This window comes from Arcicella sp. GW822-FHT02H01, from assembly GCF_058802005.1.
On sequence record NZ_JBXANT010000001.1, the window covers coordinates 4335397 to 4359065 of the forward strand.

At 34.5% G+C, this 23669-nt stretch carries 26 protein-coding genes; 11 read left to right on the forward strand and 15 right to left on the reverse strand.

What is annotated here, in order from left to right:
• The first annotated feature begins 51 nt into the window (after positions 1-51).
• The gene (locus tag AC1RNE_RS18010) at positions 52-1515 is read left to right on the forward strand and encodes a PAS domain S-box protein (RefSeq protein ID WP_492802795.1); all 1464 of its coding nucleotides are present in this window, start codon (positions 52-54) and stop codon (positions 1513-1515) included.
• A 97-nt stretch (positions 1516-1612) separates the two neighbouring features.
• On the opposite strand, the gene AC1RNE_RS18015 is transcribed toward AC1RNE_RS18010, so the two are convergent.
• From AC1RNE_RS18015 to nudK, 9 genes are all read right to left on the reverse strand, one after another.
• Positions 1613-1936, reverse strand: a complete 324-nt coding sequence (locus tag AC1RNE_RS18015) for a hypothetical protein (protein ID WP_492802796.1) — start codon at positions 1934-1936, stop codon at positions 1613-1615.
• Positions 1937-2402: 466 nt separating this feature from the next.
• Entirely contained in the window at positions 2403-2945 is a 543-nt protein-coding gene (locus AC1RNE_RS18020; RefSeq protein ID WP_492802797.1) for a dihydrofolate reductase family protein, read from the reverse strand.
• Between the two features lie 144 nt (positions 2946-3089).
• A complete protein-coding gene (gene ybiA, locus AC1RNE_RS18025; RefSeq protein ID WP_492802799.1) occupies positions 3090-3851 on the reverse strand; it encodes a riboflavin biosynthesis intermediates N-glycosidase in 762 nt (253 codons plus the stop codon).
• 81 nt (positions 3852-3932) lie between these two features.
• A complete protein-coding gene (locus AC1RNE_RS18030) occupies positions 3933-4280 on the reverse strand; it encodes a hypothetical protein (RefSeq protein WP_492802801.1) in 348 nt (115 codons plus the stop codon).
• Positions 4281-4369: 89 nt separating this feature from the next.
• The gene (locus AC1RNE_RS18035) at positions 4370-4855 is read right to left on the reverse strand and encodes a hypothetical protein (protein ID WP_492802802.1); all 486 of its coding nucleotides are present in this window, start codon (positions 4853-4855) and stop codon (positions 4370-4372) included.
• A 222-nt stretch (positions 4856-5077) separates the two neighbouring features.
• Positions 5078-5485 (reverse strand): ribosomal maturation YjgA family protein, encoded by a 408-nt coding sequence (locus AC1RNE_RS18040; protein WP_492802804.1) that lies wholly within the window; start codon positions 5483-5485, stop codon positions 5078-5080.
• A gap of 124 nt (positions 5486-5609) precedes the next feature.
• Positions 5610-6830: a hypothetical protein gene (locus AC1RNE_RS18045; protein ID WP_492802806.1), complete on the reverse strand. Its 1221-nt coding sequence runs from the start codon at positions 6828-6830 to the stop codon at positions 5610-5612.
• A gap of 197 nt (positions 6831-7027) precedes the next feature.
• Positions 7028-7402: a DUF4406 domain-containing protein gene (locus AC1RNE_RS18050; protein ID WP_492802807.1), complete on the reverse strand. Its 375-nt coding sequence runs from the start codon at positions 7400-7402 to the stop codon at positions 7028-7030.
• Positions 7402-7980, reverse strand: a complete 579-nt coding sequence (nudK, locus tag AC1RNE_RS18055; RefSeq protein WP_492802808.1) for a GDP-mannose pyrophosphatase NudK — start codon at positions 7978-7980, stop codon at positions 7402-7404. The genes AC1RNE_RS18050 and nudK overlap by 1 nt, the downstream gene beginning before the upstream one ends.
• Positions 7981-8036: 56 nt before the next feature.
• Here nudK and AC1RNE_RS18060 point away from each other — a divergent pair, with 56 nt between their 5' ends.
• From AC1RNE_RS18060 to rbp, 4 genes are all read left to right on the forward strand, one after another.
• A complete protein-coding gene (locus tag AC1RNE_RS18060) occupies positions 8037-8783 on the forward strand; it encodes a DeoR/GlpR family DNA-binding transcription regulator (RefSeq protein WP_492802810.1) in 747 nt (248 codons plus the stop codon).
• 110 nt (positions 8784-8893) lie between these two features.
• A complete protein-coding gene (locus AC1RNE_RS18065; RefSeq protein ID WP_492802812.1) occupies positions 8894-9502 on the forward strand; it encodes an IMPACT family protein in 609 nt (202 codons plus the stop codon).
• A gap of 130 nt (positions 9503-9632) precedes the next feature.
• Positions 9633-10514 carry a DUF1684 domain-containing protein gene (locus AC1RNE_RS18070; RefSeq protein WP_492802814.1) on the forward strand — a complete coding sequence of 294 codons (882 nt, stop codon included), beginning with the start codon at positions 9633-9635 and terminating at the stop codon, positions 10512-10514.
• A 112-nt stretch (positions 10515-10626) separates the two neighbouring features.
• Positions 10627-10971: an RNA-binding regulator gene (rbp, locus tag AC1RNE_RS18075; protein ID WP_309923156.1), complete on the forward strand. Its 345-nt coding sequence runs from the start codon at positions 10627-10629 to the stop codon at positions 10969-10971.
• A 303-nt stretch (positions 10972-11274) separates the two neighbouring features.
• On the opposite strand, the gene AC1RNE_RS18080 is transcribed toward rbp, so the two are convergent.
• Positions 11275-11478: a hypothetical protein gene (locus AC1RNE_RS18080; RefSeq protein WP_492802815.1), complete on the reverse strand. Its 204-nt coding sequence runs from the start codon at positions 11476-11478 to the stop codon at positions 11275-11277.
• A 93-nt stretch (positions 11479-11571) separates the two neighbouring features.
• Positions 11572-12948, reverse strand: coding sequence for a nicotinate phosphoribosyltransferase (locus AC1RNE_RS18085; protein WP_492802816.1), 1377 nt, complete (start codon positions 12946-12948; stop codon positions 11572-11574).
• A 223-nt stretch (positions 12949-13171) separates the two neighbouring features.
• Between AC1RNE_RS18085 and AC1RNE_RS18090 the strand changes: the two genes are divergently transcribed.
• The 6 genes from AC1RNE_RS18090 to AC1RNE_RS18115 all read left to right on the forward strand — a co-directional run bounded on the left by AC1RNE_RS18090 (position 13172) and on the right by AC1RNE_RS18115 (position 18594).
• Positions 13172-13942, forward strand: a complete 771-nt coding sequence (locus AC1RNE_RS18090) for a PASTA domain-containing protein (protein ID WP_492802818.1) — start codon at positions 13172-13174, stop codon at positions 13940-13942.
• 22 nt (positions 13943-13964) lie between these two features.
• On the forward strand, positions 13965-15938 hold the full coding sequence (locus AC1RNE_RS18095; RefSeq protein WP_492802819.1) for a T9SS type A sorting domain-containing protein: 1974 nt from the start codon (positions 13965-13967) through the stop codon (positions 15936-15938).
• A 28-nt stretch (positions 15939-15966) separates the two neighbouring features.
• Entirely contained in the window at positions 15967-16263 is a 297-nt protein-coding gene (locus tag AC1RNE_RS18100; protein WP_492802821.1) for a rhodanese-like domain-containing protein, read from the forward strand.
• A 65-nt stretch (positions 16264-16328) separates the two neighbouring features.
• Positions 16329-16622 carry a rhodanese-like domain-containing protein gene (locus AC1RNE_RS18105; protein ID WP_492802823.1) on the forward strand — a complete coding sequence of 98 codons (294 nt, stop codon included), beginning with the start codon at positions 16329-16331 and terminating at the stop codon, positions 16620-16622.
• A 106-nt stretch (positions 16623-16728) separates the two neighbouring features.
• Positions 16729-17562: a prolipoprotein diacylglyceryl transferase gene (gene lgt / locus AC1RNE_RS18110; protein WP_492802825.1), complete on the forward strand. Its 834-nt coding sequence runs from the start codon at positions 16729-16731 to the stop codon at positions 17560-17562.
• Positions 17563-17814: 252 nt separating this feature from the next.
• Positions 17815-18594, forward strand: coding sequence for a hypothetical protein (locus AC1RNE_RS18115; protein WP_492802827.1), 780 nt, complete (start codon positions 17815-17817; stop codon positions 18592-18594).
• 143 nt (positions 18595-18737) lie between these two features.
• On the opposite strand, the gene AC1RNE_RS18120 is transcribed toward AC1RNE_RS18115, so the two are convergent.
• The 4 genes from AC1RNE_RS18120 to AC1RNE_RS18135 form a co-directional block, all read right to left on the reverse strand.
• Positions 18738-19943 (reverse strand): C40 family peptidase, encoded by a 1206-nt coding sequence (locus AC1RNE_RS18120; RefSeq protein WP_492802829.1) that lies wholly within the window; start codon positions 19941-19943, stop codon positions 18738-18740.
• 45 nt (positions 19944-19988) lie between these two features.
• Positions 19989-21257 (reverse strand): serine hydrolase, encoded by a 1269-nt coding sequence (locus AC1RNE_RS18125; protein WP_492802831.1) that lies wholly within the window; start codon positions 21255-21257, stop codon positions 19989-19991.
• 59 nt (positions 21258-21316) lie between these two features.
• Complete coding sequence (locus AC1RNE_RS18130) at positions 21317-22345, reverse strand: aminotransferase class I/II-fold pyridoxal phosphate-dependent enzyme (protein ID WP_492802832.1); 1029 nt, start codon at positions 22343-22345, stop codon at positions 21317-21319.
• A gap of 159 nt (positions 22346-22504) precedes the next feature.
• Positions 22505-23518, reverse strand: a complete 1014-nt coding sequence (locus AC1RNE_RS18135; protein ID WP_492802833.1) for a dipeptide epimerase — start codon at positions 23516-23518, stop codon at positions 22505-22507.
• Between the last annotated feature and the right edge of the window lie 151 nt (positions 23519-23669).

The following is a 23669-nucleotide window of genomic DNA, read 5'->3' on the forward strand; positions in this document are numbered from 1 at the left end:
CTCAGAAAAATTGCCCATAATTTGATATAAAAACCACATAATAGTACAATTATGAATGAGTATGAAATAAATAGATTACAAGAAGTAAATACTTACTTACAACTTGATTTTGACGCCATCCCTGAACTTCAACAAATTACAAATTTAGCTTCAAGATTATGCGAAACACCCATTTCGCTCATTACTTTATTAGGGGAAAACTTTAATTGGATAAAAGTATCAACAGGCGTAGAACAAAAACAAGCATCCCGTGAAACATCATTTTGTCAGTATGCGATACAGCAGGACGAGATACTAATTATTAATGATGCCACTAAAGATAGTCGATTTGATACTAATCCCTTAGTGCACACTGCCCCTAATTTGTGCTTTTATGCAGGGGTGCCTTTGGTCATGAGTAGTGGTTATAGGCTAGGAACTTTATGCTTATTTGACGTAACGCCCAACGATTTGACAGAGCTACAACAATTAACATTAGAAGTGCTGTCGAAGCAAGTAGTTTGTTTATTGGAATTAAAATTGAGTCAAAAACGACTATTACAAAAAAATCAGGAGATAGAAGAAAAAAATATTTCTATGAGGCAAATTGCCCAATTACAATCTCATGAAGTGCGCCACCCACTAACATCAATTATGGGGCTGGTTAATTTAATTAAAGACGGTTTGTATGAGGTAAATGACGAATGGATAAAGATGATTAGTGATGCGACAAGCATTTTGGATAATAAAATCCGTTCGATAGTCAATGAATCAATGGGGAATAAGGATGTCAAAATCATGCAATTTAACAAAGCCATCGAAGAGATTGAAGATTATGCTATTCTATTGTTAGATGTAAACGGAAATATTGAAAACTGGAATATAGGAGCCCAAAAAATTAAGGGATATACTTCGGCCGAGATTGTAGGCAAAAGTTTTAAGAACTTTTATTCATCAAAGGATATAGAAAATAAACTACCAGAAACATTATTAGCAGAAGCTAGACTAAACAAAGTTGCTAGAAATACAGGCTGGCGTATCAAAAAGGATGGCTCGCGATTCTGGGCAAGTGTTATAATCACAAGTATCCATAACGAGATAGGCGAAGTGATAGGATACATTAAAGTAACCCGCGACCTAACGGATATCAGGCACGTCCAAAATTCGCTGGATATATCAGAAGAACGAAACAATAGAATGATTGATGAAATAGAAGACTACGCTATCATATTATTAGATGATAAAGGAATTATTGAAAGATGGAATAAAGGAGCACAGCGCATTAAAGGATATACTGCCCAAGAAATAATAGGTAAAAGTTTTAATGTTTTTTATAGTGAGGAAGATATTCAAAAGGGATTTCCCAATTCATTCCTTGAGCAAGCCAGAAAACATGGAAGGTCTTATCATGAAGGGTGGAGGGTGAGAAAAGATAAGACAAACTTCTGGAGTTCAGTAGTATTGACTGCTATACATAATAATGATAATGAAGTGATTGGCTATGTAAAAGTAACCAAGGATTTGAAAGATAAATAGCAGATTTCCCTTAGTAATTTTTTAAAAACAAAAGACTGGTACAAATGATTAAGAAATTATCGATTGTACCAGTCATCATTTTATATTAATACATTGCTTAAGTAATAATTCGTGAATCATTACTTAACTGTTTGTTATTAGCAATAAACAAATTGTAAAGGTTGATTGAAAAGCTTAAAACATGAGGAGCAAAAATTAATAATTGGTTTTTTTCAGATTGCTCTTCATTTTCCCCCAAAGACACTCGCAATATCTCCCCAAGGCAAATCGGAATCAGGATAAGAACAAGAACATTAAAGACAACTAACAAGAGGTTAACTGTCAATATGCTAACTCTAGGAGAAAGTATTTTATTTATTTTTTGCATAAAAAAATAAATTGATACTGCTAGTACGCTGTGGATTAATAATATTGTATTCATGTTCGCTGATTGTTGTTTGTAGTGTTAAATTTGTTTAAAAGTTTAGAAACTTCTCTTAATTTCAGATACGTAATTATTGAGGAAAAGGTTGTTTGTGGATTCAATTTTTTTTAAATTTCTTTTGAGATGGCTAGTAGGTTATCTTAATGCAGTGGTATTTGGAAGTGCTGTCGAATGACGAATCAAACATAATCTTAATTAAAAATATTTCCTATTATTAACGTTCATATTTATTAAACGGTATTTTTACTCAAGAACAAACCTTAAAGTTACATTCATAGTATGACTAATATTATACTCTTTTATATTCAAAAGTAATTAAATAATCATGCCACGGGTGCATAGTGATTTACAATAAAGTTAGAATAACGTATATACTCATGGCATGACTGATATTATACTCTTTATTGTCAAGCTAGCTTAGTAGTCATGCCATAAGAATCCCTTCTCTAATGTCTAAGGAGTTTTAAGATTTTTTCCTAATAAAGTATGTTTGAACTAAATTGCCCAAAAAGATTTGAGAAGATTGTACTTCAAAAGCTAAGGGTTGTACTAAGTCACCAAAAAGAGGAAAACCTCCACCAAGTAAGAGGGGAAAAGTTGTAATAATCATTTCATCTATCAAATCTTCTTTTAAGAATTGTTGAATAGTTTTTCCGCCATCTATATATAAGCGAGTATATCCTTTTTGGTGTATCTGCGAAAGAATATCTGCCAGTGTTCCTTTCATGAGAAATGCTTTCTCATGATGGCTTTCAGGAATTTCAGCGAGGGTATTACTCAATACAAAAACAGGTTTGTTATAAGGCCATTCGCAATCAAAACCGCAAACAGTCTCAAAAGTTACTCTACCCATTACGAGGGCATCTATACGGTTGAAAAAAGCATAATATCCCATATCATCACCATCAGGATTGGCTATAGAATCTAGCCAAGCAATACCACCATTTTTGTCGGCAATATAACCATCAAGACTTTGAGCAATATATACAGCGTTTTGTGTGTTCATGGATTTAAAATACTAAAGTCGTTGTTTGAAAAAGTAACTATTAAATAAATCTTTCCTATTGTTTAAACAATTTAAGCTTTTGGTGAAAAAGGAGATGGTATTACTAGAACCAATGAAACGTTATTTAATATTTAAATAGGCTAATTAAAGGTAAAAGCTTGTCCAATGGTGAGGGGAGGGGTTAGTTAATTTATAAATAGTTTTATCTCTTTCGTTCAGACTTGAATAATACTTACTAAATTGTACTAAGTATTCTTCCCCAAGCCCCATTCGCCAAAAACAATCTTTGTCATTAATATTAGGAAATTTTATCCAAGGTGCTTGCATAGCATTTTCAACTGGTTTGAAATGCCCAAATTCTTTTAAAAAATCTCTTGTCTCCATCAATACAAAGCCAAGTAGATTTTGACCACGCCAAGCATAAATATTTTCAATGTCATTGTTATCTGGCGATAATCCCACTCCCCATATTGTATCGACTGGACTCGCCTCTACTAAAATTCTATTCCCTGTTTGCAAAAGAAATTCAGCAATAGCTGGATGCTGATTAAACTTATGAATATTTCCTAGTCTTACAATATCGAATTTTTTATCATTCCAAATTTGTTCGTCATATCCCATTACTTGCCTACCCAGCTCTTTAGCTTCTCCTGGTTTGTCGCAATGAATGATTTTATCAAAATTGTTTTTATCACCAAAGAGTAATGCTTTATGAGCCATCATCCAATGTTCTGATGTTTTGTAAGTCACGTCATTGACGGTGAAAGGGCAGTGAAACCATTGACTAAAACAGAATTTACCAACAGTTTCATTGTATTTATTGGTATGTCCCCAAAAGTATATAAATTTCAAAATGTCTCCATTTTCAAATTTATCAGTTAACCAATTGATGTTGTAGCGAATCATTGTGTTGTGCTTAATGTAGATTTATTTAAAGATAGTACAATCATGGCATGATTGATAAATATCCTTTATTTTCAAAGTAGCTTAAGAGTCATGCCAGTCGTGCAGGCAATACCTACATTGCTTTGCCTGAGGAGTTCGTGCGAGTAAACCACAATTGGGGCATCTATTAAAAAATATTTTATCTTCATGTGTTGCTAATATCTTTTTTGCAGTATTTTCTTCAAAGTTATCATAGCCATCTTTCAATAAATTCAATACATCATTATCATCAGTCAACCATCCCTTTTTTTTGTACATTTCAAGCTTTTTTGGACTTTCGTTTCCTTCAAGTTTTATACTTGAACTGTAATGTTTCCATGCAAGTTTTTCTTTATCATTTGAAAGATGAAAAAAATAGTCCATAATATATTTAACTGTTTGTTTGTCCATGATGAGTGTTAATATAAATATGCTGTTTCGTGTTTTCTAGCATTAGAGATAGGGCAATAATAATAATTTTAGTTGTTTTTGGTGAAAGCCTAGAGGATTGAAACAGCAATATTATTATGTTCTAAAACAACTTTCTGAATTCTTTTATGAATCCACCATGCACCTATCGGTAGAATAAATACCATAAGAAAAGTCATAATTGATTTAATATTTACTTTCTTATTTTGTTCCAATCTTAACAGATAAACTGTTAATACAACAGCTAAATAAATGTAGCATATCAAATTAAAATAACCAATAGGAATTGGGTTAAACCCAAATCCCCAACGTAAACTTGTGGTAATCACTAACCATGTTAATGCAAAATTATATGATAGCTTAATTTTAATATTTTTGTCTGAAATAGAAGATAAATGTTTAAATGCGAAATAGAACCAACTTAAAAGAAACATTGTCCAAATCCAAAATGCCAATCCACTATTTTTAAATTGTTTGGGTAAAATCATGTCAGTCCATACCGTGAAAAATAGAAGAAAAACTACTGTTTTATTGCTGATTTGTAAAAAGAATTTCATTTATCAAATTGGTTAGTTTTACACGTAGAAGAGATATTGAATGTGCAAGTAAATAAAAAATCCGAAGGATTAAAATGTTTATAGATAGAGAAGAAGCTTTCGCAAAATTGTTTGACTCCGAAGGAGTCATATTTCCCAATTTATTATTTAGCTATAAATATTGAATCCTTTCAGGATTTTGAGGAGTCGTTATAAAGTTTGTTTATGACGATGCTAAAAAAACTACTTAAGTGTTTCGCTCTTGCTCGAATTAGTTGTGGAGAACCTACTCTCTACATAAATCACAAAAGCAATTCCAAGCGTATAAGCAATTAAGTCAATCCATTCAAACGATGTTCCTATAACAGTTCTGGCAAATTTTGAATGTCCTAAACCAAGTTTAGTAACAATATCAAAGTATTGCAAAACCTCTAATGTAAAAGAAAAAACTAAAACTGCTATGGCTGTTTTAAAAAAAGGAGTATCCAGAAAGGACTTTACAAAACAATAAATCAGTATGACAACTAAAAAGTCGCCAAAATAAGGGCGAATGAATTGATCATGAGCAAACATGGCAATAAGTACTTCTATTACAAATAACAAAAAAGCTAAGATGAAATAATTCCAGTTGAATTTGAGGATACTGCTCATAGGTAAAATTGTAATGATTTATAACTTGGCTAAGTTACCAAATTGCTTTATTGGTGTGGTTATTTTTTTGTATCAAATGTCTGTGTGCTGTTCCAAGTCTTTAGACTTGGAACAGCGAGGGTTATTATAATCCTAATCTTGTTTTAACCTTATCTTGTATGTTGGCATTAAATAAAATTTCAGGTGAGTTTACTATGTCGTTATCAACTGTCAAACCTTCAACACGACAAAATAAAGCACCTGACTCAAACCATTTTTTTATGTTTATCCCTTTATCATTCAAGTTTGGTGTTGATTCAAGTATTACTGTAATATTCTGTCCTCCAGGAATACTTAAATGTGGAAAGGTCTTCCTGTCTTGAAAAAAACTCTTATAGTCATCTGTTGAGTTATTTTTATTCAAAGGAATATTCTCAACATCATCTTTCATTATAGTTTTCATTTCATTTAAATAATCAAATAGAGGCTTCATCTCATCTCGTTCCCAATTGATTGTATTTAATAAATATTCTTCTTCGATATTTTTATCATTAAAAACTTCCAGTTTAAAATAGGGATGTAAAACCACCGCATCTTTTCCATTGTTGTAAATTGTCATCTTAATTTTTATCCTAGATTTTTCAATTAATAAATTTTGAAGATCTTGAAGTAGCTCTTGATAAGTTGATATTCTGCTATTTATATCAGCTAAACATTCTTGAGTGTAGAATTTTAGATTAGTTCGATTATTTTTCCTAATTGTGTAAATAAAATTATTCAGAATTGTTATATCATTTATTGAGGTAGCATAAAAGTCTTTAATCTTCATTTCTCGTTCCTTTATGTTAACAGTAAGAGTATTTGCCTTATTGTCAATTCCTGTCTCTACTCTTGTAATTGCTTTTCCTAACTCTTCAGTCCTTACAGGGATTGAATTTTGGTCTATACTTTTTAAAGTAGCCATAAATAATTTAGCATACTCCGCATTATTTAGAATAGGGAAAGAGCCTAATTCTGTCGGAAGAGTATCATTAATGGAATTTAACAAATTAGCATCTGCCCATTTAGTCAACTCTACTTTTAATTCTTTAAGCCTATTTAATAAATTACCAATTTTTTGTTCTTGGGAAAGTATTTCATGATATTCCATATATTTATTAAATGATACTAATTCATCATTTTTTTGAAGATATTTGTTCGGCAATTCTATTATATCTCCTGAATTGTTATCAAAGGAAATATTTTTCACGCTTATCTGAGGTTTGGGTCTATCAAGAAAATTTTGAAAAAATAAAAATAATACACCTCCAAAGATAAAGGAGATAACTCCAATTATTAGTTCTTTCTTTAATTCTGATAATTGCATATTTTTAATTAGTTTCACTGTCCTCTAAAACCTTGTTTTTCTAAATCTACCAATTCTAAAAAACAATCAAAAATATTCAATTCAAAAATTTCAAAAAACTTATTTTAAAGAAGATTTTCTCGGTATAGTACAATTTACTTTATTGCTATTGTATGGGCTTTGTAGAAATGTAAATGCCTAAGTTGATTCAACAATCTTTAGCCAACAACCCCAATCTCTGTCACATCAAAAAACACCATTTTCCCTTTCGCCACTCCAACATTCACCATTTCATCTGCACCAGTAGATGCTCCTCCAATTCTTAATACTGCATCACACTGACTAATTAGCTTGATAGCAACTGGATGAAATATTTCATTAAATATGGCATCGCCAACTTCTTTTGAACCTGCCGCTTCAATCAAGGGTAAAGCAAACCATTCGCCTAATACTGGAATATGTCCCATTCGGTACAATTCCAACGCCGTGTCTGTCATGGCTTTTACGTTGGCTTCTATTAAAGCTGGGTCGTCATTCGTACCAGATCGATATGGTCCCGCTACTAGTATCATCATTGGTTGGTTATTTGGCATTATAGTATGTTGTTAAGTCTGATATATTGCAAAAGCATTATCGTTTTGGCGTCTTTTATTTCGCCAGTTGCTATCATGGCAAAGGCTTTTTCAAAGGGTAATTCCAACACTTCAATATTTTCGTGTTCGCCTTCTACACCTCCTCCTTCGCTTACTTGCTGACTTTTGTCGTATTCTGCAACAAAGAAATAGAGTATCTCCGTCACTGAACCGGGCGACATATACGCTTCATAAATCTTTTTTACCTCGGTAATCCTAAAACCTGTTTCTTCTTCGGTTTCTCTTTTGATGCAATCTTCCGCATTGTCTTCGTCCAACAAACCTGCACAAGCTTCAATCAACATGCCCGTCGGGTTTCCGTTATGATAGGTCGGCATTCTGAATTGCTCAGTCAGTATCACCGTTTTGTTGGCCACATTATATAATAGAATCACGGCACCATTGCCACGGTCGTAGGCTTCTCTTGACTGTGTTATCCACGAACCATCTTTTTGTTCAATATCGAAAGTTATTTTGCGTAATGTGTACCAATTGTCTGAAAGTACCTCGGTTTTCTTAATTTTGATGCTTGGAATCATTTTATGATTATATTTGATAATTATTGATTATTTTTGAACAAATTAATCATGTTTTTATGAGTTTTCAAAATAGAAAGCAGATAATTCTAAAAATTTTAGAAGAAAGGGGAGAAGCGGAGGTAAAAGATTTTGCCCAAGCTTTAGATATTTCAGAGATTACCATCCGTAGAGATTTACAACAAATGGCTACTGATGGACTGTTGTTTCGTACGCATGGCGGGGCAATGAAGCTTGCTTTGGCACAAATGCCATTTACTTTTGCTAACAAAACGGCCGTAAATGCGAAGGAGAAAGATAAGATTTGTCAGCTAGCAGCACAGCAGATTGAGGATGGTGATATTATTTTGATGGACTGTGGTAGTACTGTTTTTAGGATGTGCCAGTTTATTAAAAACAAGCGGATTAAAGTCATTACTAATTCGTTGCCTGTGGTCTATGAATTGATGAATAGTCAAGTATCAATCAACCTGATTGGTGGAGAAATTGACCAAGAACGCCAAGCGGTACACGGTAGGATTGCCGAAGAACATATTGCCCGATACAAAGTTGATAAAGCCTTTCTGGGTGTTGATGGTATCTCGCCAGAAAACGGACTAAGTGCCTTTGGAGAAGACGAAGCGAGCATTACTTTAGCGATGGCGAATGCTTCTGCCAAGAAATATTTCCTTTGTGATGCTTCAAAACTTGGAAAGGATAAATACTTAACGTTCGCTCCGATTACTTTGGTAGATGTGTTGATTACGAATGCGAAGATAGAGGAGGTGGAGGTTTATAGGGATAAAGGAATAGATGTTTTAATTTGAAGATTTAAAAATGATTTAAGCTTTTGATTTGATAATTGAAATTCAAAATTGATTATTTTAATATTTTCAAATTTCCAAATCTTCAAATTTTCAAATCAGAAAAAAATTAATTGGAAGATACATACAAAACAATAGAAAGTCCCTCAGAAGGACTTTTTAAAGATAAGGGCAGTAAGTTTTTTGCTTTTGCTTATCATATAGAACAAGAGGCTGAAGTAAAAGTCTTGATAGAACCACTCCGCAAAGAACATTTCAAGGCGGTTCATTTTTGCTATGCCTTTCGCTTGGGGTTAGATAAAACCAATTTCAGGGTAAACGATGATGGCGAGCCTTCGGGTTCGGCTGGTCGCCCGATATTGAATGTGCTTTTGTCTAAAGATATTACCAATATTCTGGTAGTAGTAGTCCGCTATTGGGGCGGAACATTATTGGGTGTTCCGGGGTTAATCAATGCTTATAAATCAGCTACGGAAGAGGCTCTTTCGATGGCTGATGTGATTGAAAAGACAGTTAATGAAGTCTACCAAATACAATTTGAATATATCCAAATGAACGATGTGATGAAGGTAGTAAAGGATTTTGATTTGAAAATCAAGAATCAAGTCTTTGATAACCAGTGTACAATAGAAATTGATTTCAGAAAATCATTGGCCAATCAGATTCTAGGAAAATTAGAAAAGATAGATAACATTTCGGTAGAATATTTACGAACCGTGTGATTTTTAGTAGGATACAGCAGTAAGCAATTGCGTTTTACAATTTTTCTATTAATTTTGATATTAAATCTATTTAAAAGGTAGATTATATAGTGTTTATTACTTAGAACCTTTATCAATCAATCTAAATTCCATGAAAAAAAATAGTATAATCCTATCCGTGATATTATTATCAGTACTCATTTCTGCCTTTAGGCTTGACTCTCCTTATGAAAGTGAAATAAAAAGCTGGCAACAAAAACGCATTGAAGGCTTGAAAAGTGAGAATGGTTGGCTAAATCTGGCAGGCTTAATTTGGCTTGAGGAAGGTGAAAACACTATTGGTGGTGATGTTAAAAATAAAATAGTTTTTCCATCAGACCATAGCGATGCTAATTTGGGCAAAATTATTTTGAAAGACGGTAAAGTAACCTTTGAAGCTTATAATAATACTTCGGTTTATAATGGAGAACAACCTGTAAATCAAACAATCTTGTTTCCATACGAGGGTAGACCTGTAGTGCTTAAACACAAGTCTCTGCGTTGGTTTATTATCAAAAGAGGGGAACAATATGCCATTCGTTTGCGTGACTTAGAAAGTCCGATTTTGAAAGAATTTAAAGGGATTAATACCTTCCCAATCAGTGAAAACTGGCGTATAAAAGCTAAATTTGTGCCTACTCAAGGCAAAAAGTTGAAGATTACAGATATTACTGGACGTACCTATGAACAAGATTCACCAGGCAAATTAGTGTTTACTGTAGATGGTAAAGAGTATTCATTGGATGCCACCAGTTCGGGCAATGATTTAAGCTTGGTCTTTGGTGACTTAACCAACCAACATGATAGCTACGGCGGAGGTAGATTTCTAGAAGTACCTAAGCCAGATACTGACGGATTTACCTATATAGACTTTAATAAAGCTTATAACCCGCCATGTGCATTTACACCTTATGCTACTTGTCCTTTGCCAACGCCAGACAATAAATTGAAGGTGGCAATCCTAGCAGGTGAAAAACGATATGGTAATCACTAGGAGAATAAAGCATTTTTCAGTAACACAATGAAAAGCTATCAAACGAATCTTCTAAATAGTATCCATAGTATAGTATATTGCTTACCTTTGTATTGAAATAAAATAATAAACAATGGATATTTATGTAGGAAGCATTCCTTTCAAGTGGAAGGATGCAAGACTGAAAGAGATTTTTGAAGTATATGGCGAAGTAACTTCTGCTAAAATTGTGATTGATAAAATTACGCGTCAGAACAAAGGTTTTGCGTTTGTGCAAATGCCAAATGATGCTGAGGCTCAATTAGCGATTGAATCATTGAATGGTGCTGAAATAGACGAAAGAAAAATTGTAGTGAACGAATCTATTCCAAACAATGCTGGAAGCTTAGATAAAAACAAAAAGAAAAAACCTTTTGTAAAACCTGAAAACAAGGAATGGAAACCTTTTAGAGGGAATAATAAGGGTAGGAGAGATTAGGGGTGATTTAGCTTTGAGCTTTCAGTTATGAGCTGTAAGCTATAGGCAATATGCTTTAGGCTTACTATGATAAATATGAATCATCCCGAATTCTAAAATCATAAAAACTGGTCAAAAAACTATTTTTGACCGGTTTTTATGATTGGGAGACATCGAATTCCTACTGTTTGAGCGAAGCGAGTTTAGGAATTCTTGAATTTCTTTTGTTACTTTTCTTGTTTCAAGACAAGAAAAGTAAGGACTAGCACCTATATGAAAATTCTGATATTTTTCAAAAAAATCGTGAGGATTCATATTTTGGCATTAATTAAAGCTTAATAAGAAATTTTTAAATTTTTTCTTTTGGTCTTCTTTTAACAAATCTTTATTAGCCCTGATGAATTGAGTAACTGCGTTATCAATAACGTCGTCATACGTTAAGTTAGATTCTTTCAGTAAAATCTCAAATAACTCTTTTTTAGTAGGCTCAAGTTTAGCCTTTATATTGATAGTTTTTTCAGCTGTCATTTTTATAAATATCTATCGTTCAATACCTAAACAAATATAATCAACTAAATATTATCTAGTTAGTGTTAATTGTACTAATTGTTTAAAACAATACTAATTACTATTCCCCTTCACCTCCGCAAAACTAATTTCTTTCAAAATTTCACCATTTTCAAAAACAGTTTCTAAAATATCCTCACCGCTTTCTTCTTGTTTTTTGGTGTGATAAGTACCGTTTTCAAATACTAATTTCAATCTACCTTTTTTGCTCAATTTACCGTGGTCGGTGATAGGGTCTTTAAAAACCTCTTGTTCTTGACCATTAATAGTAGCGGCACTACATTTAAAAGCAAATTTTTGGGTATCCCGATTTACCTTTTGTAGCAACGCTCCGCCCATGCCAAAAGCTACATTGTCGGCACTCCAACCATGTTTTTTTAAATGTTCCAAAATCTCTCCAATACTTTCATAATTTACGCCATCACCCTGTATTATTCTGATGTTTGGATGCAATACTTTATATCCCTTTGAATTAAGGCTAAATCCAATTTTTTCTCCTAAAATCTCCGCTACTTTCAGTACTATTTCTTTAGGTTCACCGCTATCAGGACGAACTACTAAGGTACCTTTCCTTGCCAGAATATCATCTTTTAGCACTTCTCCCCATAATTTTTCACAGGCATGATATATATCATAACTATCGCTTACTACCGCCACCAAGCCTTCTGGATATTGCTCTAACATGTTACGATAGGCATCTACTTCTTGGTCTTTTCCCCAGCTAGTTATCGTACTATGTTCTGCCGCTGGAATACTGAATCCAAACATATCATCTTCATTTCCATAATAAGCTTGGATAAAAGTCAACGCTGCAACGGTATCAGTTCCCATAAAATTTATCAAATGGGCTGCTCCGCCAATACTTGCACTATCTACACTACTTACACCCCTAAAGCCAAAATCATGTAATTTAAAATCGATAGTAGTAGGGTCGCCTGTTTCTTCGAGGTATGTCGTTATTACTTTCTTTACTTCTCTGCTGATGGTAGCTACCGTACTTGGATACCATAATTGAAGCAAAAGCGTTTCTAAGAAATTAGTTAACCAAAAGCAATTTGGGGCGGTATTTTCTACCGTCATCATTACGTTGTGAGTAGGAATAACTTTTCCTTCAGGCACAGCTTTTATCTTGATGGGTAAACGTCCACCATGATTATGCAAAATATATTCCCAGCCTGCTTTGTTAAACAAAGAAGCATTGCCAAAATGTGCTTCGTACAATTTGGCAGCACGGTCTATTTTATGTTGAGTAACAACTTGTCCTACTAAATATTCTTTTAATAAATATTGTAAACCGAAAAAAGTAATTTCCTCAAATTTACCTCCACGACTTTCAAAGTAACTATAAATTTGTGTGGTGCCTTCGGGATATTGTTTGTAATGACTTACTTTGTAACTATCGGTTAATAAAATAATATTGTTTTCCATCATAAAATCGTGAATGCTTAAATATCATGCAATATGTTAAAATATTACGAAATCTATTCTTCTCAAATGAATATCTTGTAAATTGCAACATAAATATCCTTTATCAGTTGGTAAATATTTAAAAAAAAGTAGATTTATTATTTACAATCAAACCAAGTAATTGTTTAAACATAATATAAATTGAATAGATACTAACCGATAAGTGTTAATATTTCCCTAAAAAACAATGATGAAAATTTCCACCAATTCAAAAAAAGACGTTTATATCCATGCTGCCATCATAACCTTGTTATTAATGGTTTTATTTTTTGGTTTTTTCTTCGTGTATTTGCCTTGGAGCACCAATCACGGCGATGCTATTACTGTTCCTAATTTAAAAGGGTTGACAATGGAGGAGGCAGAAAACCTTTTGGATGAAAGAAATCTTGATTTTGAAGTAACTGACAGTACTTTTACGGCTGGCGTAAAGCCCCTGACAGTACTTTCTCAATATCCTTTGGAAAACTCAAAAGTAAAACAAGGACGAAAAATTTATTTGACTATCAATACCGAAACAGCACCAATGATTAAGCTACCCAAGCTTACAGAAATGTCTGTCAGGAGTGCTGAACAGCAATTATTGGTGTCGGGTTTGTTAAAGCCTGATTTAGAATATCAGAATGATAGTCGCCAAAATGAAGTATTAGAAGTGAAGTTCGAAGGTACGAAAATCGATGCTGGTTCGTTAATTGCAAAAGGCTCTAAAGTTACGTTGGTAGTAGGCAATGGAACCAATTCAGTAGAAATGGATGTGCCATGTGTAGTAGGACAATTGTATGACGAAGCTCAGATTGTTATCAAAGGCTCTGGCTTACAGATTGGTACTGTTATTTATGACCCAACCTCTACAGAACCAGCAGGAACTATCATCAAACAAAACCCTGAATGTCAGAATGGTAATAAAGTGCATTCTGGAGATATGGTAGACCTTTGGGTAGCTGGTAACCCACCGAATTGATATTTTACTTTTAAACGATTTCATGAAAAAAATATCTTCTGATTTACATCAATCAAAAAATATAGTGTTGTGTGGTTTCACACAACACTTCTTTATTTTTCTACTCTTATTGCTTACTCATCAAGTTTCAAATGCACAGTTTTTCACGGTTCCAGCTAAACAAAGCGTAGCAGAAGATTTTCCCCAAAATCGGGCTAGAATTACGGCTTTAACCCTTCCATTTTTTGATGATTTTTCAACAGCAAAAAATGGACAAGCTATTTCTTCACTTTGGCAAACTGGTGGAGGCGTTTTTGTGAATAATACCTTAGCGGTCAATCAGCCAACTGTAAATGTTGCTACTTTTGATGGACTTCAAGCGAATGGTTTTCCTTATGATTTTACGAACCAACTTACGCAGGGAGCTACCGATACCCTTACATCATTACCCATCAATTTATCAGTCAATACTCCCTCAGATTCCCTGTATTTTAGTTTCTTTTGGCAAGGCAGAGGACTAGGAGAGCAACCAGATTTATCAGATTCTTTAACACTACAATTCTTGACAAACGGCAATACATGGAATACCGTTTGGGTGCAAAAAGGCGTAAACTTGCCTGCCAATTTTAGTCAGGTGATATTACCGATTAGGGCTAGTTTGTATTTTCATGGTAGTTTTCAATTCCGTTTTCAAAGTTTTGGTCGAAAGTCTGGACAGTTTGATGTTTGGCATTTAGACTACGTGTGCTTGGCCAAGAAAAGCGACAATTCTATCAATGGCTATATATTAGGGAGTATTCTGAATAATCAGACCAATAAATTTGAAAGAGTTTCCTACCTAAAAGACATTGCCTGTAGCGATAATATTGAGCCAGTTTTGAAACGATACAGGGCCATGCCAATGGTTCAGTTTTTGGCAGGAAAACCATCACCCACCGCTGAAATTAATGACTCTACAGGTGTAAAAGTGAACAATTTGTATAGTAATAACAACGACGTAAATATTTATTATTCAGTAAGAAACCTCAATTTAAGTGCTGGAAGTGATACCTTACAAAAAGACCAAAGAGTAGGGCGAGATGCCTTGACGGCGGGATCTTCAAAAGTATTTAAATTCAAAAATAATTTTGCCAGTAAAGTGTCTGGCGATAAAGCATATTTGAATATGAAATTCTTTTTGGGTACACAAGATGCTAGTAATATCTCTTTCAGAAATAGTATTCTTACCCAAAATGATACCATTTCAACTACTGTAGCCCTTGATAATTATTATGCTTATGATGATGGTACAGCCGAAGCAGGAGCATATTTGAAAAAAGGCTTTGGTAGAGTAGCGGTACAGTTTGTAAACAATAAAGCAGACGTCGTAAAGGCTATCCGTATTAATCTTCAACCATCACTTACTAGTATTGCTGGGAATGCTATTACTTTACAAGTAATGGGCAATGACAAAGGTAAGCCTGGGCAAATTCTGAGAGGACTTTATACAAAAGTGCAGTACTCTGATATTCAGAATGGATTTGTAGAATATGCTATCGACCCTGTGGCGGTTACCGATACTTTTTATGTTGGTTACCTTCAATTAACAGATGATGAACCGATAATTGTAGGCTTAGATAAAAACTCAGCACAGTTTACCAACAAACATTTTTTTAGCATCAGTACCTCTTGGTCGAATGTGGCTAACGCTGATACAAGTATTTATAAAGCCATCAGAGGAAGCATCATGATTCGTCCTGTCATGGGAGGGAAGCCTTTGGATGTAGTATTGGGAAGCGAACAAGAAATTCAAGATAAGAACTTGGTGGTTTCGCCCAACCCTAGCCCTGATGTAATTTATTGGAACGACTCTTCTTTAAAAAATGTTGAAATCTTAGATCTTTTTGGGAGAAGTATTTTACAAGAAAATGTTGATAGTCAATCAATTAATTTACAGCATCTAAATTCTGGAATGTATCTTTTGCGACTTTCAAACGAACGTAATACATTTGTCAGAAAAATATGGATAAGTCATTAAAATTAACAATAAATAAAATCCCAATATAATGGATATTACGGTAGAAGAACTTAAAGAAAAAATTGACAAAGGCGAAACATTCAATTTTCTTGATGTAAGAAATGAATATGAATACGATGAACAAAATTTAGGCGCTAAATTGATTCCGTTAAACGAATTACCTGACCGTTTGGATGAAATTGAAGCTTGGAAAGACGAAGAAATAATCGTTCATTGTCGTTCGGGTGCTCGTTCTGGTCAAGCAAAAGCATTTTTAACAGCAAATGGTTATACCAATGTTAGAAATGTATTAGGTGGTATTTTAGCTTGGAATCAGTTAGATTAATCTTTTGTTCCGATTAAAAGCATATTTCGGGTGGTCTGTCGAAAGGCAGACCACTTCTATTTAACATGAATTCATCCAGTATTTCGGCTACAGAGTTTAAAGAGCGTTTTGAAAACCTTACTATTTTAGACATCCGAACACCCTACGAAATTGAAGATTTTGAAGTAGGTGGAATACAAATTCCTTTAGATGAACTATTGCTTTCTGTGGAAAAGATAGCTCATTTAATGGGCCAAGAAATTATTATTGTTTGTTATTCAGGCTTGCAAAGTGAAATAGCCAGAAAAATATTAGCCAAAAAAGGTTTTCAAAACCTAAGAAACCTAGAAGGAGGCTTAGAGGCTTTCTTGGCACTATAAACCAAAGGTAAATTAGTTTATAGCATTTTAATAAAGTAAAAGAAAGGCTTTAGGGATAAAAGCAGTATTTTTGAAAATAATTTTATTTTAAAATCAACATATTCAAATGTTATTAACCTACATTGACTGGCATACTTCACCAGAAATTTTTGAGATTTTCGGCTTTCCAATTCGTTGGTACGGACTAATGTTTGCAATGGCTTTTTTAGCAGGCTACCAAGTATTGAGTTACATCTTTAAAAAAGAAGGCAGACCAGTAGAACAGGCAGATGAACTGTTGCTTTATGCGATGATTGCCACTGTAATTGGTGCTAGAATGGGGCATTATTTCTTTTATGAATATCCATTATTACTAAAAGACCCAGTACATTTTTTTACTAGCATGATTACGCCACCTTATGCAGGTTTGGCTTCTCATGGTGCGGTAATCGGTATGTTAATTGCCTTTTATTTGTATTCAAAAAAACGAAATACTCCCTATTTATACGTTACTGATAGAGTAGTGCCAACGGCAGCTTTAGGCGGAGCATTAATTCGTTTTGGTAATTTAATGAATTCGGAAATTGTAGGAAAACAAACAGATGTACCTTGGGCTTTTAAATTCTTCAATGACCCATCTCTTGGTCATGATTATTTCGACGTAGTGCCTCGTCACCCCTCACAATTGTATGAATGTCTATCTTGTTTGGTATTATTTGGAATATTAATGTGGTTTTGGTCAAGGAAAAAAGAAAAAACAACCAATGGTTTTATGACAGCCATTTTCTTGTTATATGTCTTCATCCTTAGATTCTTCTATGAGTTCTTAAAAGAAAATCAAGTAGCTTTTGAAAACCAAATGGAATTTAACATGGGCCAATGGTTAAGCGTACCTGTGGTGCTGTTTGCGATAGGAATATTGGTTTATGCTTTTAAGAGTGATAAAAAAGGCGCTGTTTAAGGACTATCTTATCTGTCACTCATAGCATGACTCTAAAGTCATACCATGAATATTTTTTGAGCCCTAATCACTAGGGAGGGAATTAATTCCCTCCCTAGTGATTAGGGCTCTGAGCTTTTCTAAAGAGGAATTGTGTAATCTCTTGATTTTTTAATTTATTCGCTGTCAAATACCTCAACTTATTGTATTGATTATTAGTGAGTTTGCTTAATTTTTTTCATATTTGTTATAAATAAACATCAAACTTTAATTATGAAAAAAGAAGAAGAACAAGCTAAGGAAGAATTAGCAAAAGACAAAGCTGAAATTGTTGAGAAGGTAGAAAGCTTAGCTACAGAAACCACTGAGGCAATTGAAGAAAAAGCAGCCGAAATTCCAGAAAAAGTGGAAGAAATAAAAGCAGAAGTTGCTGAAGAAACTACTGAAAAAATTGAAACTGTTAAAGAAGATTTAACTAGTAAAACTGCTGAATTGAAAGCCGAAGCGACGGATACGCTTGAAGAAGTAAAAGAAACTGTTGCAGAGAAAGTTGAGGAAGTAGAAAGCAGTGATTTTGCTGCCAAAGTGGAAGAATTGAAAGAAGAAGCCAAAGATAAAATAGACGCCGTAAAAGAAGCGGTTGCTGAGAAAATTGAGGAACTAAAAAATACTGATTTTTCAGCCAAAGCAGAAGAGCTAAAAACAGAAGCAACTGCCAAGTTTGATGAAGTAAAAGCTGAGGCAACTGAAAAATTTGAAGAAGCCAAAATTGCTGCTGCTGAGAAAATAGCAGAACTAAAAGAAGATACTTCAGAAAAACTAGCTTCGGTAAAAGAAACTGTAGCAGAAAAAATAGAAGAGCTGAAAAGCGTGGATGTTAGTGCTAAAGCAAAAGCCTTGAAAGAAGATGCTATTGAAGAGTTAAGCGACTTGAAAGAAGACGTAGCAGAAAGCCTTGAAGAGGCTAAAGTAGCAGCTGCTGAAAAAATAGAAGAAGCAAAAGTAGCATCTAAAGGACTATGGGGTAAGATTAAGGGTATTTTTGGCTCGTAATTTTACCCAACTCTTATCACTAGCGAGGGACTTAAGTCCCTCGCTAGTGATAAGAGTTGAAAGCAAGTATTTACAAAGATGTAGGTAATTAATAGGTTTTAAATTTCTCCCCCCAAAAATTAAAATACATTCTGCTTTGTTTATTAATACACCTTATCGCTTTTTAAAGCACTGACCCCAACCATACCAGTTTTTAAAATTCGTTTAGCACGGAGGTATCTTTTAAAGTTGTAAGCATCAAAATTTGGTGCGGTAGCATTCATACTGCTGATGGTTACTTTATCCGAAGCATGGATAAATTCACCATTTCCTAGCCACATGGCTACGTGTACTACTCTTTCAGAACCGTCTTCACGTTTTTCGCCAAAGAATAATAAATCTCCCGTTTTCAAGTCTGCCCAATTCCCTGATTTATCAACTGTTTCCCCAACCATTACTTGTTGCGAAGCATCACGAGGGAGCATAATACCGTTCAAGAAATAGACAGTTTTAGTAAAACCACTACAGTCAACACCTTTGAATGAAGTACCACCCCACAAGTAAGGAACGCCCATTAATCGTTTCGACGTTTTATCAAGACTCTCTTCCGTAGTATTAAGTCCCGAAAGCCATTTATTATAAATACTTGCTTCATTTTTAGCTACAAAACCTTTTCTATTATCTGCAAAAAGTACTTGATAGAAACCGTCTTTTTCTGCCTGAACTTCGATGATACACCCTGCTACTACATCTGAAACAGTCGCTGAATTGGCGTTGGGTTCGGAATAAGCAACACCATACGACCGTGTGTAAATGATTTTAGGACTAGCTTCCCAGTGTATCAATTGCTCTTTATTAATAGTCGTAATTGCCCCTCTATCTACCCAAGCAATGTATTGGTCAGGTGTTTGAATCAGTAACCAACCATTGTCATCTCTTTCCAAAATTTTCACGGGTGTTCCCATCAAAGCTTGTGATGCTAACTCACTACTATGGCGAGGCGAATAGCGAATATTGCAAACAGAAACCTCTACTATGCCATAAATTTTGTCTTCCAATTCAGCTTCAGGCAAGGTTTTGATTTCATCTATTACGATAGTATTATTACCTTTCAGTTGACTAACCAAAGCATTTTTGGCTTCAATCAGGTTGGTTTTGCCTGTTACAATTAATTGATTATCTTTTCGATACGCATCAATTTGAAAGATAGCTGTGCGTTTATCAGGAGCAAACCGCTGAGTAAAACTATCGATGATTTGCGTGACAGAAGAATCAGCAATATGTTTTATAAAAGGTTTTTTATAGCATTTTGTCGGCTTGGCAATAGTCGCAAAACTGATGAGTAAGGATAAAAGGAAGTATTTTTTCATGGATATAGTTTTCAAATAAATTTTATTAAACAATTAAGTCAACCTTTACTTATCATAATTCATCTTAAACTTACTTAAGTCCGCCTTGAATTTACGTGGTCGGTTTAGTTCGTAGTTGTAAATCAATTGTCCTAAATTTTTCATAAATGGGAATCCTATGGTTTCATAATCGTAGTGGTCGTCGTTAAAAACCTCATCATTATTACAAAGCAATACCGTAGTTAGCATAAATTCTACGCCTGTTGAAAAATCTACGATGTAGGCATTGTCCAACAAAAAGCCGTACGCATCGCCTACTTTATTGAAGATTCGCATATTTGGATTTATCACTGCGTCTTTGCTACCACCATACATCAAAAACTTGCAATAGGCTGGGTAAAAATCTGGTGTCTCATACTTCGGATAAGCACTTTCTGTAGGCATTTGCGACATATATTGGTACAAGAATTTATAGTCAGCATCTGTCAATTGAAAACGTTGTTTAGGAGAAACTGCCTCAGGGAAAAGTATAGATTTTAGAATAGATTGTTGTGCTAATAATGGAAAGAAATTCCTGTCCGTAAAGGCGAAAGATTCTTTAACCAACGAATCACCCCGCATATATCCTTTGCCTATCGTGATTGGCGTAGGCGAAGAATAGCTTTTTTCAGAAACGACCATTGGTTGTTCATACAGCACTTTGCTGTTCTCCATAAATTTGATAGGATTCGTTCTACGGTTTTGTTCAAGATTCATTCCTACCTGCAAACGATGAAAAATACGGGGATGCTGATAACCTTTTTGACGAAGCGTTTCATTAAAAGCTTCTTGCCCCATAAACTCATATAAACGATTGAAAGCATCATTATCCGAAACCATTAATATCTTTTTGATATAATGTGCTACCGAAGGTAAGCCATTTTCAGCAGTAGAATCTTTTGTAACAGGCGTATGGCGTTCGTATTCCGCTTCCGTAAACATGGGTGTTTCTTTAGTAAGCCCTTTGATATTTAACTTATTAATTTTCTCTAAAGCCATTACACTGGCAGGAAACTTTACCGTACTGGCTGGATAAAAGTATTCCGTGTTATTGATTCTGAAACCATAACTAGTGAAAGTCGGACGATTCTTTTTATCTCTATCAATCTGTGTATAAAGAATCTGAACGCGGTATTTATCAGCATTGTCAACAATTTCCTTAAATTGCTCTGGCTTGGTGGCTAATAATTTCGGAAGCAATTCAGTGTTGAGTTGCTGTGCTTGGATAGTAGATGAAATCACAAGTAAGAGAATCGTAAAAAGCTGTAAGCTTAAAGATTTGTATAGTTTTTTCATTAGCTTGTTAGTTGATGGTTAGATGAGTTGGATATAATTAACAGTATAAAAATCAACAATTATTCCCAACTATTCAATACCTCAGTCAATTTCTCTAAATCTTCTTTAGTATGTAAAGCGCTTATTACTAATCTGGTAACGGGTAAATCATTTGCTGTTGGATATGGAAAACAAGCCGTCATGATACCATGTCGTTTTAAGTATTCATGCAACCCTACCTGATGTGTGCAATAAGCAGGATAATTTTTGATGGAATCTATCCCAAGGTCTGGCTTAACTAAATGATTGAAGTATTCAATGTTTTCTAATAGCTTTTTACGTTGTTCATCAAAAATATCAATAGCATTAACAAAGGCTTCTAACAGAGCGGGCATCATGGGAGATGCACCCGAAAACATTGGGAAAGACCGTAGTTGCTCTATAAAATCGTTATCTGAAAAAATCACTCCTCCCGTCATGCCCATCGCCTTGTTGAGCGAGGAGGTAATCACTAACCGAATATTGTCTGAATGAATTTCTGGTAATTCAATCCCGAAACTATGTGAGGCATCTATGACAACAGTAATGTTTTTATTAGTGGGAAGGGCTTTAATCCATCCAAAATCAAAATACTCAACATAAGGAGAACCTACAGCATCGCTACAAATAACAATGTTTTCAGCCTCTGAATCTTTGATGGTATCTGCAATAATATTAGCCCAAACTTGATAAGTATCCGTTGAAGATTGCATAAAATCATTCCATAAGGCGGGATGAGTTTTGGGAGCAAAAAAGAAAGTATTGCCTTTACTTTTTAAGAAATTAACGACTAATTGCCCTGCCCACATTCCTGACGAAACAGTTAGTGCAGAAGGCATTTTTGCAAAATCTGCCAATACTTTTTCTGCCTTGTCATAAATACTTAATTGAACAGTATTATTTCTAGAACTCCCCCAAGATGTGCCATACTGCTCCACTGCTTTAATAAAATGCTCTTTAAAAACAGGATGATGTGGAATCCCTAAATACGAAGTACCGCTAAACCAAAGGTAGCGTTGCTCGTCACTTATTAAAGTATTGCTGGGAATTTTATTAGTAAGGTATTTCATATTTTTAGCTTTGAGCTGTAAGCGATGAGCCGTGAGATTTGAGCAGGGAGCAATTTAGAAGATGTTAAGTGAGTGGTAAAGCTTATTTTAATCTGTAGTTGAAAATCTCACTACTCATCGCTCAAAGCTTATAGCTCACAGCTCAAATCTCACAGCTTATTAAACCAAATTCGCTCCAGTTCCGTTTTCTTGGGCGTAAATTACTTTTCCGTAGTCGATAGTAACACCTGTTGAAATTTGGTCATCTACCAACAAAATGCCGTCCATGTCTACATAGTCCAATAAAGGTAATAACTGCGCAATAGCCGAACAACCTACGTTTGATTCGGTCATACAACCTACCATCACTTTCAATCCTAATTGGTGTGCCTGCGCAATCATTCTACGGGCGGGCGTTAAGCCTCCACATTTCATTAATTTCACATTTACACCATGAAAAAACCCAAAGCAACGAGCAACGTCTTCTTCGACAATACAACTTTCGTCGGCAATGATGGGCAAAGCAGATTCCGCAAATACCTTTTTCATGCCTTCCCAGTTATCGGCTTTCATGGGTTGTTCTATAAATTCTACGCCTAATTCTTTGAGGGCAAACGAGTTTTCAATGGTTTCTTCCACTGTCCACGCCGTGTTGGCATCTACCCTGAAAACGGCATCAGTATGTTTTCTTAGTTCTTGAATAATCTTAATGTCCTCTTTAGTTCCTAATTTTATTTTATACAATGGAAAAGGGACTTCTTGCATTTTCTCTACCATTTTCTCAATGGTATCAATTCCAATCGTATAATCTGTAATAGGGTTTTTAGTCGTATCCAATCCCCACAGTTTATATAAAGGTTGTCCTTTTTTCTTGGCCCAAAGGTCGCTGGCAGCAATATCTAAGGCACACAGTGCAAAAGGGTGTTCATCTTTCAGATGAGGATATAAATCATTCCAGAATTGCTCGGGACTTTGTAAATCGTAGTTTTCTATGATTGAGCGAACGCTTTCTAATTGTGCCGACATTTTAGCCATCGTAACACCATAATAAGGCGTTTCGGTGGCCTCGCCAAAACCGCTGAATTCGCCATCGCGAAGTTCGACGATGAGGGTTGGTTGTATATCCCGAGATTCGTGGGTGATAGTAAAAGTATGACGGAGTTTTAGATTAAACGAGTGAAGGATTAGTTGCATTGATGACACATTGGTTTTTTGAAATATCAAGTTAGTAAAAAAGTGGCAGATTTTATAGCGATATTTTGAATAGGGAAGAAGAAAGGTTTACACACAAAATACCTCAACTTACTAGTTTGTCGTTTTTGATAAAAATACCATTTTTATCAAA

Coding starts and splice junctions, on each gene's coding strand:
- AC1RNE_RS18010 (WP_492802795.1), top strand. CDS start 52: ATGAATGAGTATGAAATAAATAGATTACAAGAAGTAAATACTTACTTA.
- AC1RNE_RS18015 (WP_492802796.1), bottom strand. CDS start 1,936: ATGAATACAATATTATTAATCCACAGCGTACTAGCAGTATCAATTTAT.
- AC1RNE_RS18020 (WP_492802797.1), bottom strand. CDS start 2,945: ATGAACACACAAAACGCTGTATATATTGCTCAAAGTCTTGATGGTTAT.
- ybiA (WP_492802799.1), bottom strand. CDS start 3,851: ATGATTCGCTACAACATCAATTGGTTAACTGATAAATTTGAAAATGGA.
- AC1RNE_RS18030 (WP_492802801.1), bottom strand. CDS start 4,280: ATGGACAAACAAACAGTTAAATATATTATGGACTATTTTTTTCATCTT.
- AC1RNE_RS18035 (WP_492802802.1), bottom strand. CDS start 4,855: ATGAAATTCTTTTTACAAATCAGCAATAAAACAGTAGTTTTTCTTCTA.
- AC1RNE_RS18040 (WP_492802804.1), bottom strand. CDS start 5,485: ATGAGCAGTATCCTCAAATTCAACTGGAATTATTTCATCTTAGCTTTT.
- AC1RNE_RS18045 (WP_492802806.1), bottom strand. CDS start 6,830: ATGCAATTATCAGAATTAAAGAAAGAACTAATAATTGGAGTTATCTCC.
- AC1RNE_RS18050 (WP_492802807.1), bottom strand. CDS start 7,402: ATGCCAAATAACCAACCAATGATGATACTAGTAGCGGGACCATATCGA.
- nudK (WP_492802808.1), bottom strand. CDS start 7,980: ATGATTCCAAGCATCAAAATTAAGAAAACCGAGGTACTTTCAGACAAT.
- AC1RNE_RS18060 (WP_492802810.1), top strand. CDS start 8,037: ATGAGTTTTCAAAATAGAAAGCAGATAATTCTAAAAATTTTAGAAGAA.
- AC1RNE_RS18070 (WP_492802814.1), top strand. CDS start 9,633: ATGAAAAAAAATAGTATAATCCTATCCGTGATATTATTATCAGTACTC.
- rbp (WP_309923156.1), top strand. CDS start 10,627: ATGGATATTTATGTAGGAAGCATTCCTTTCAAGTGGAAGGATGCAAGA.
- AC1RNE_RS18080 (WP_492802815.1), bottom strand. CDS start 11,478: ATGACAGCTGAAAAAACTATCAATATAAAGGCTAAACTTGAGCCTACT.
- AC1RNE_RS18085 (WP_492802816.1), bottom strand. CDS start 12,948: ATGATGGAAAACAATATTATTTTATTAACCGATAGTTACAAAGTAAGT.
- AC1RNE_RS18090 (WP_492802818.1), top strand. CDS start 13,172: ATGATGAAAATTTCCACCAATTCAAAAAAAGACGTTTATATCCATGCT.
- AC1RNE_RS18095 (WP_492802819.1), top strand. CDS start 13,965: ATGAAAAAAATATCTTCTGATTTACATCAATCAAAAAATATAGTGTTG.
- AC1RNE_RS18100 (WP_492802821.1), top strand. CDS start 15,967: ATGGATATTACGGTAGAAGAACTTAAAGAAAAAATTGACAAAGGCGAA.
- AC1RNE_RS18105 (WP_492802823.1), top strand. CDS start 16,329: ATGAATTCATCCAGTATTTCGGCTACAGAGTTTAAAGAGCGTTTTGAA.
- lgt (WP_492802825.1), top strand. CDS start 16,729: ATGTTATTAACCTACATTGACTGGCATACTTCACCAGAAATTTTTGAG.
- AC1RNE_RS18115 (WP_492802827.1), top strand. CDS start 17,815: ATGAAAAAAGAAGAAGAACAAGCTAAGGAAGAATTAGCAAAAGACAAA.
- AC1RNE_RS18120 (WP_492802829.1), bottom strand. CDS start 19,943: ATGAAAAAATACTTCCTTTTATCCTTACTCATCAGTTTTGCGACTATT.
- AC1RNE_RS18125 (WP_492802831.1), bottom strand. CDS start 21,257: ATGAAAAAACTATACAAATCTTTAAGCTTACAGCTTTTTACGATTCTC.
- AC1RNE_RS18130 (WP_492802832.1), bottom strand. CDS start 22,345: ATGAAATACCTTACTAATAAAATTCCCAGCAATACTTTAATAAGTGAC.
- AC1RNE_RS18135 (WP_492802833.1), bottom strand. CDS start 23,518: ATGCAACTAATCCTTCACTCGTTTAATCTAAAACTCCGTCATACTTTT.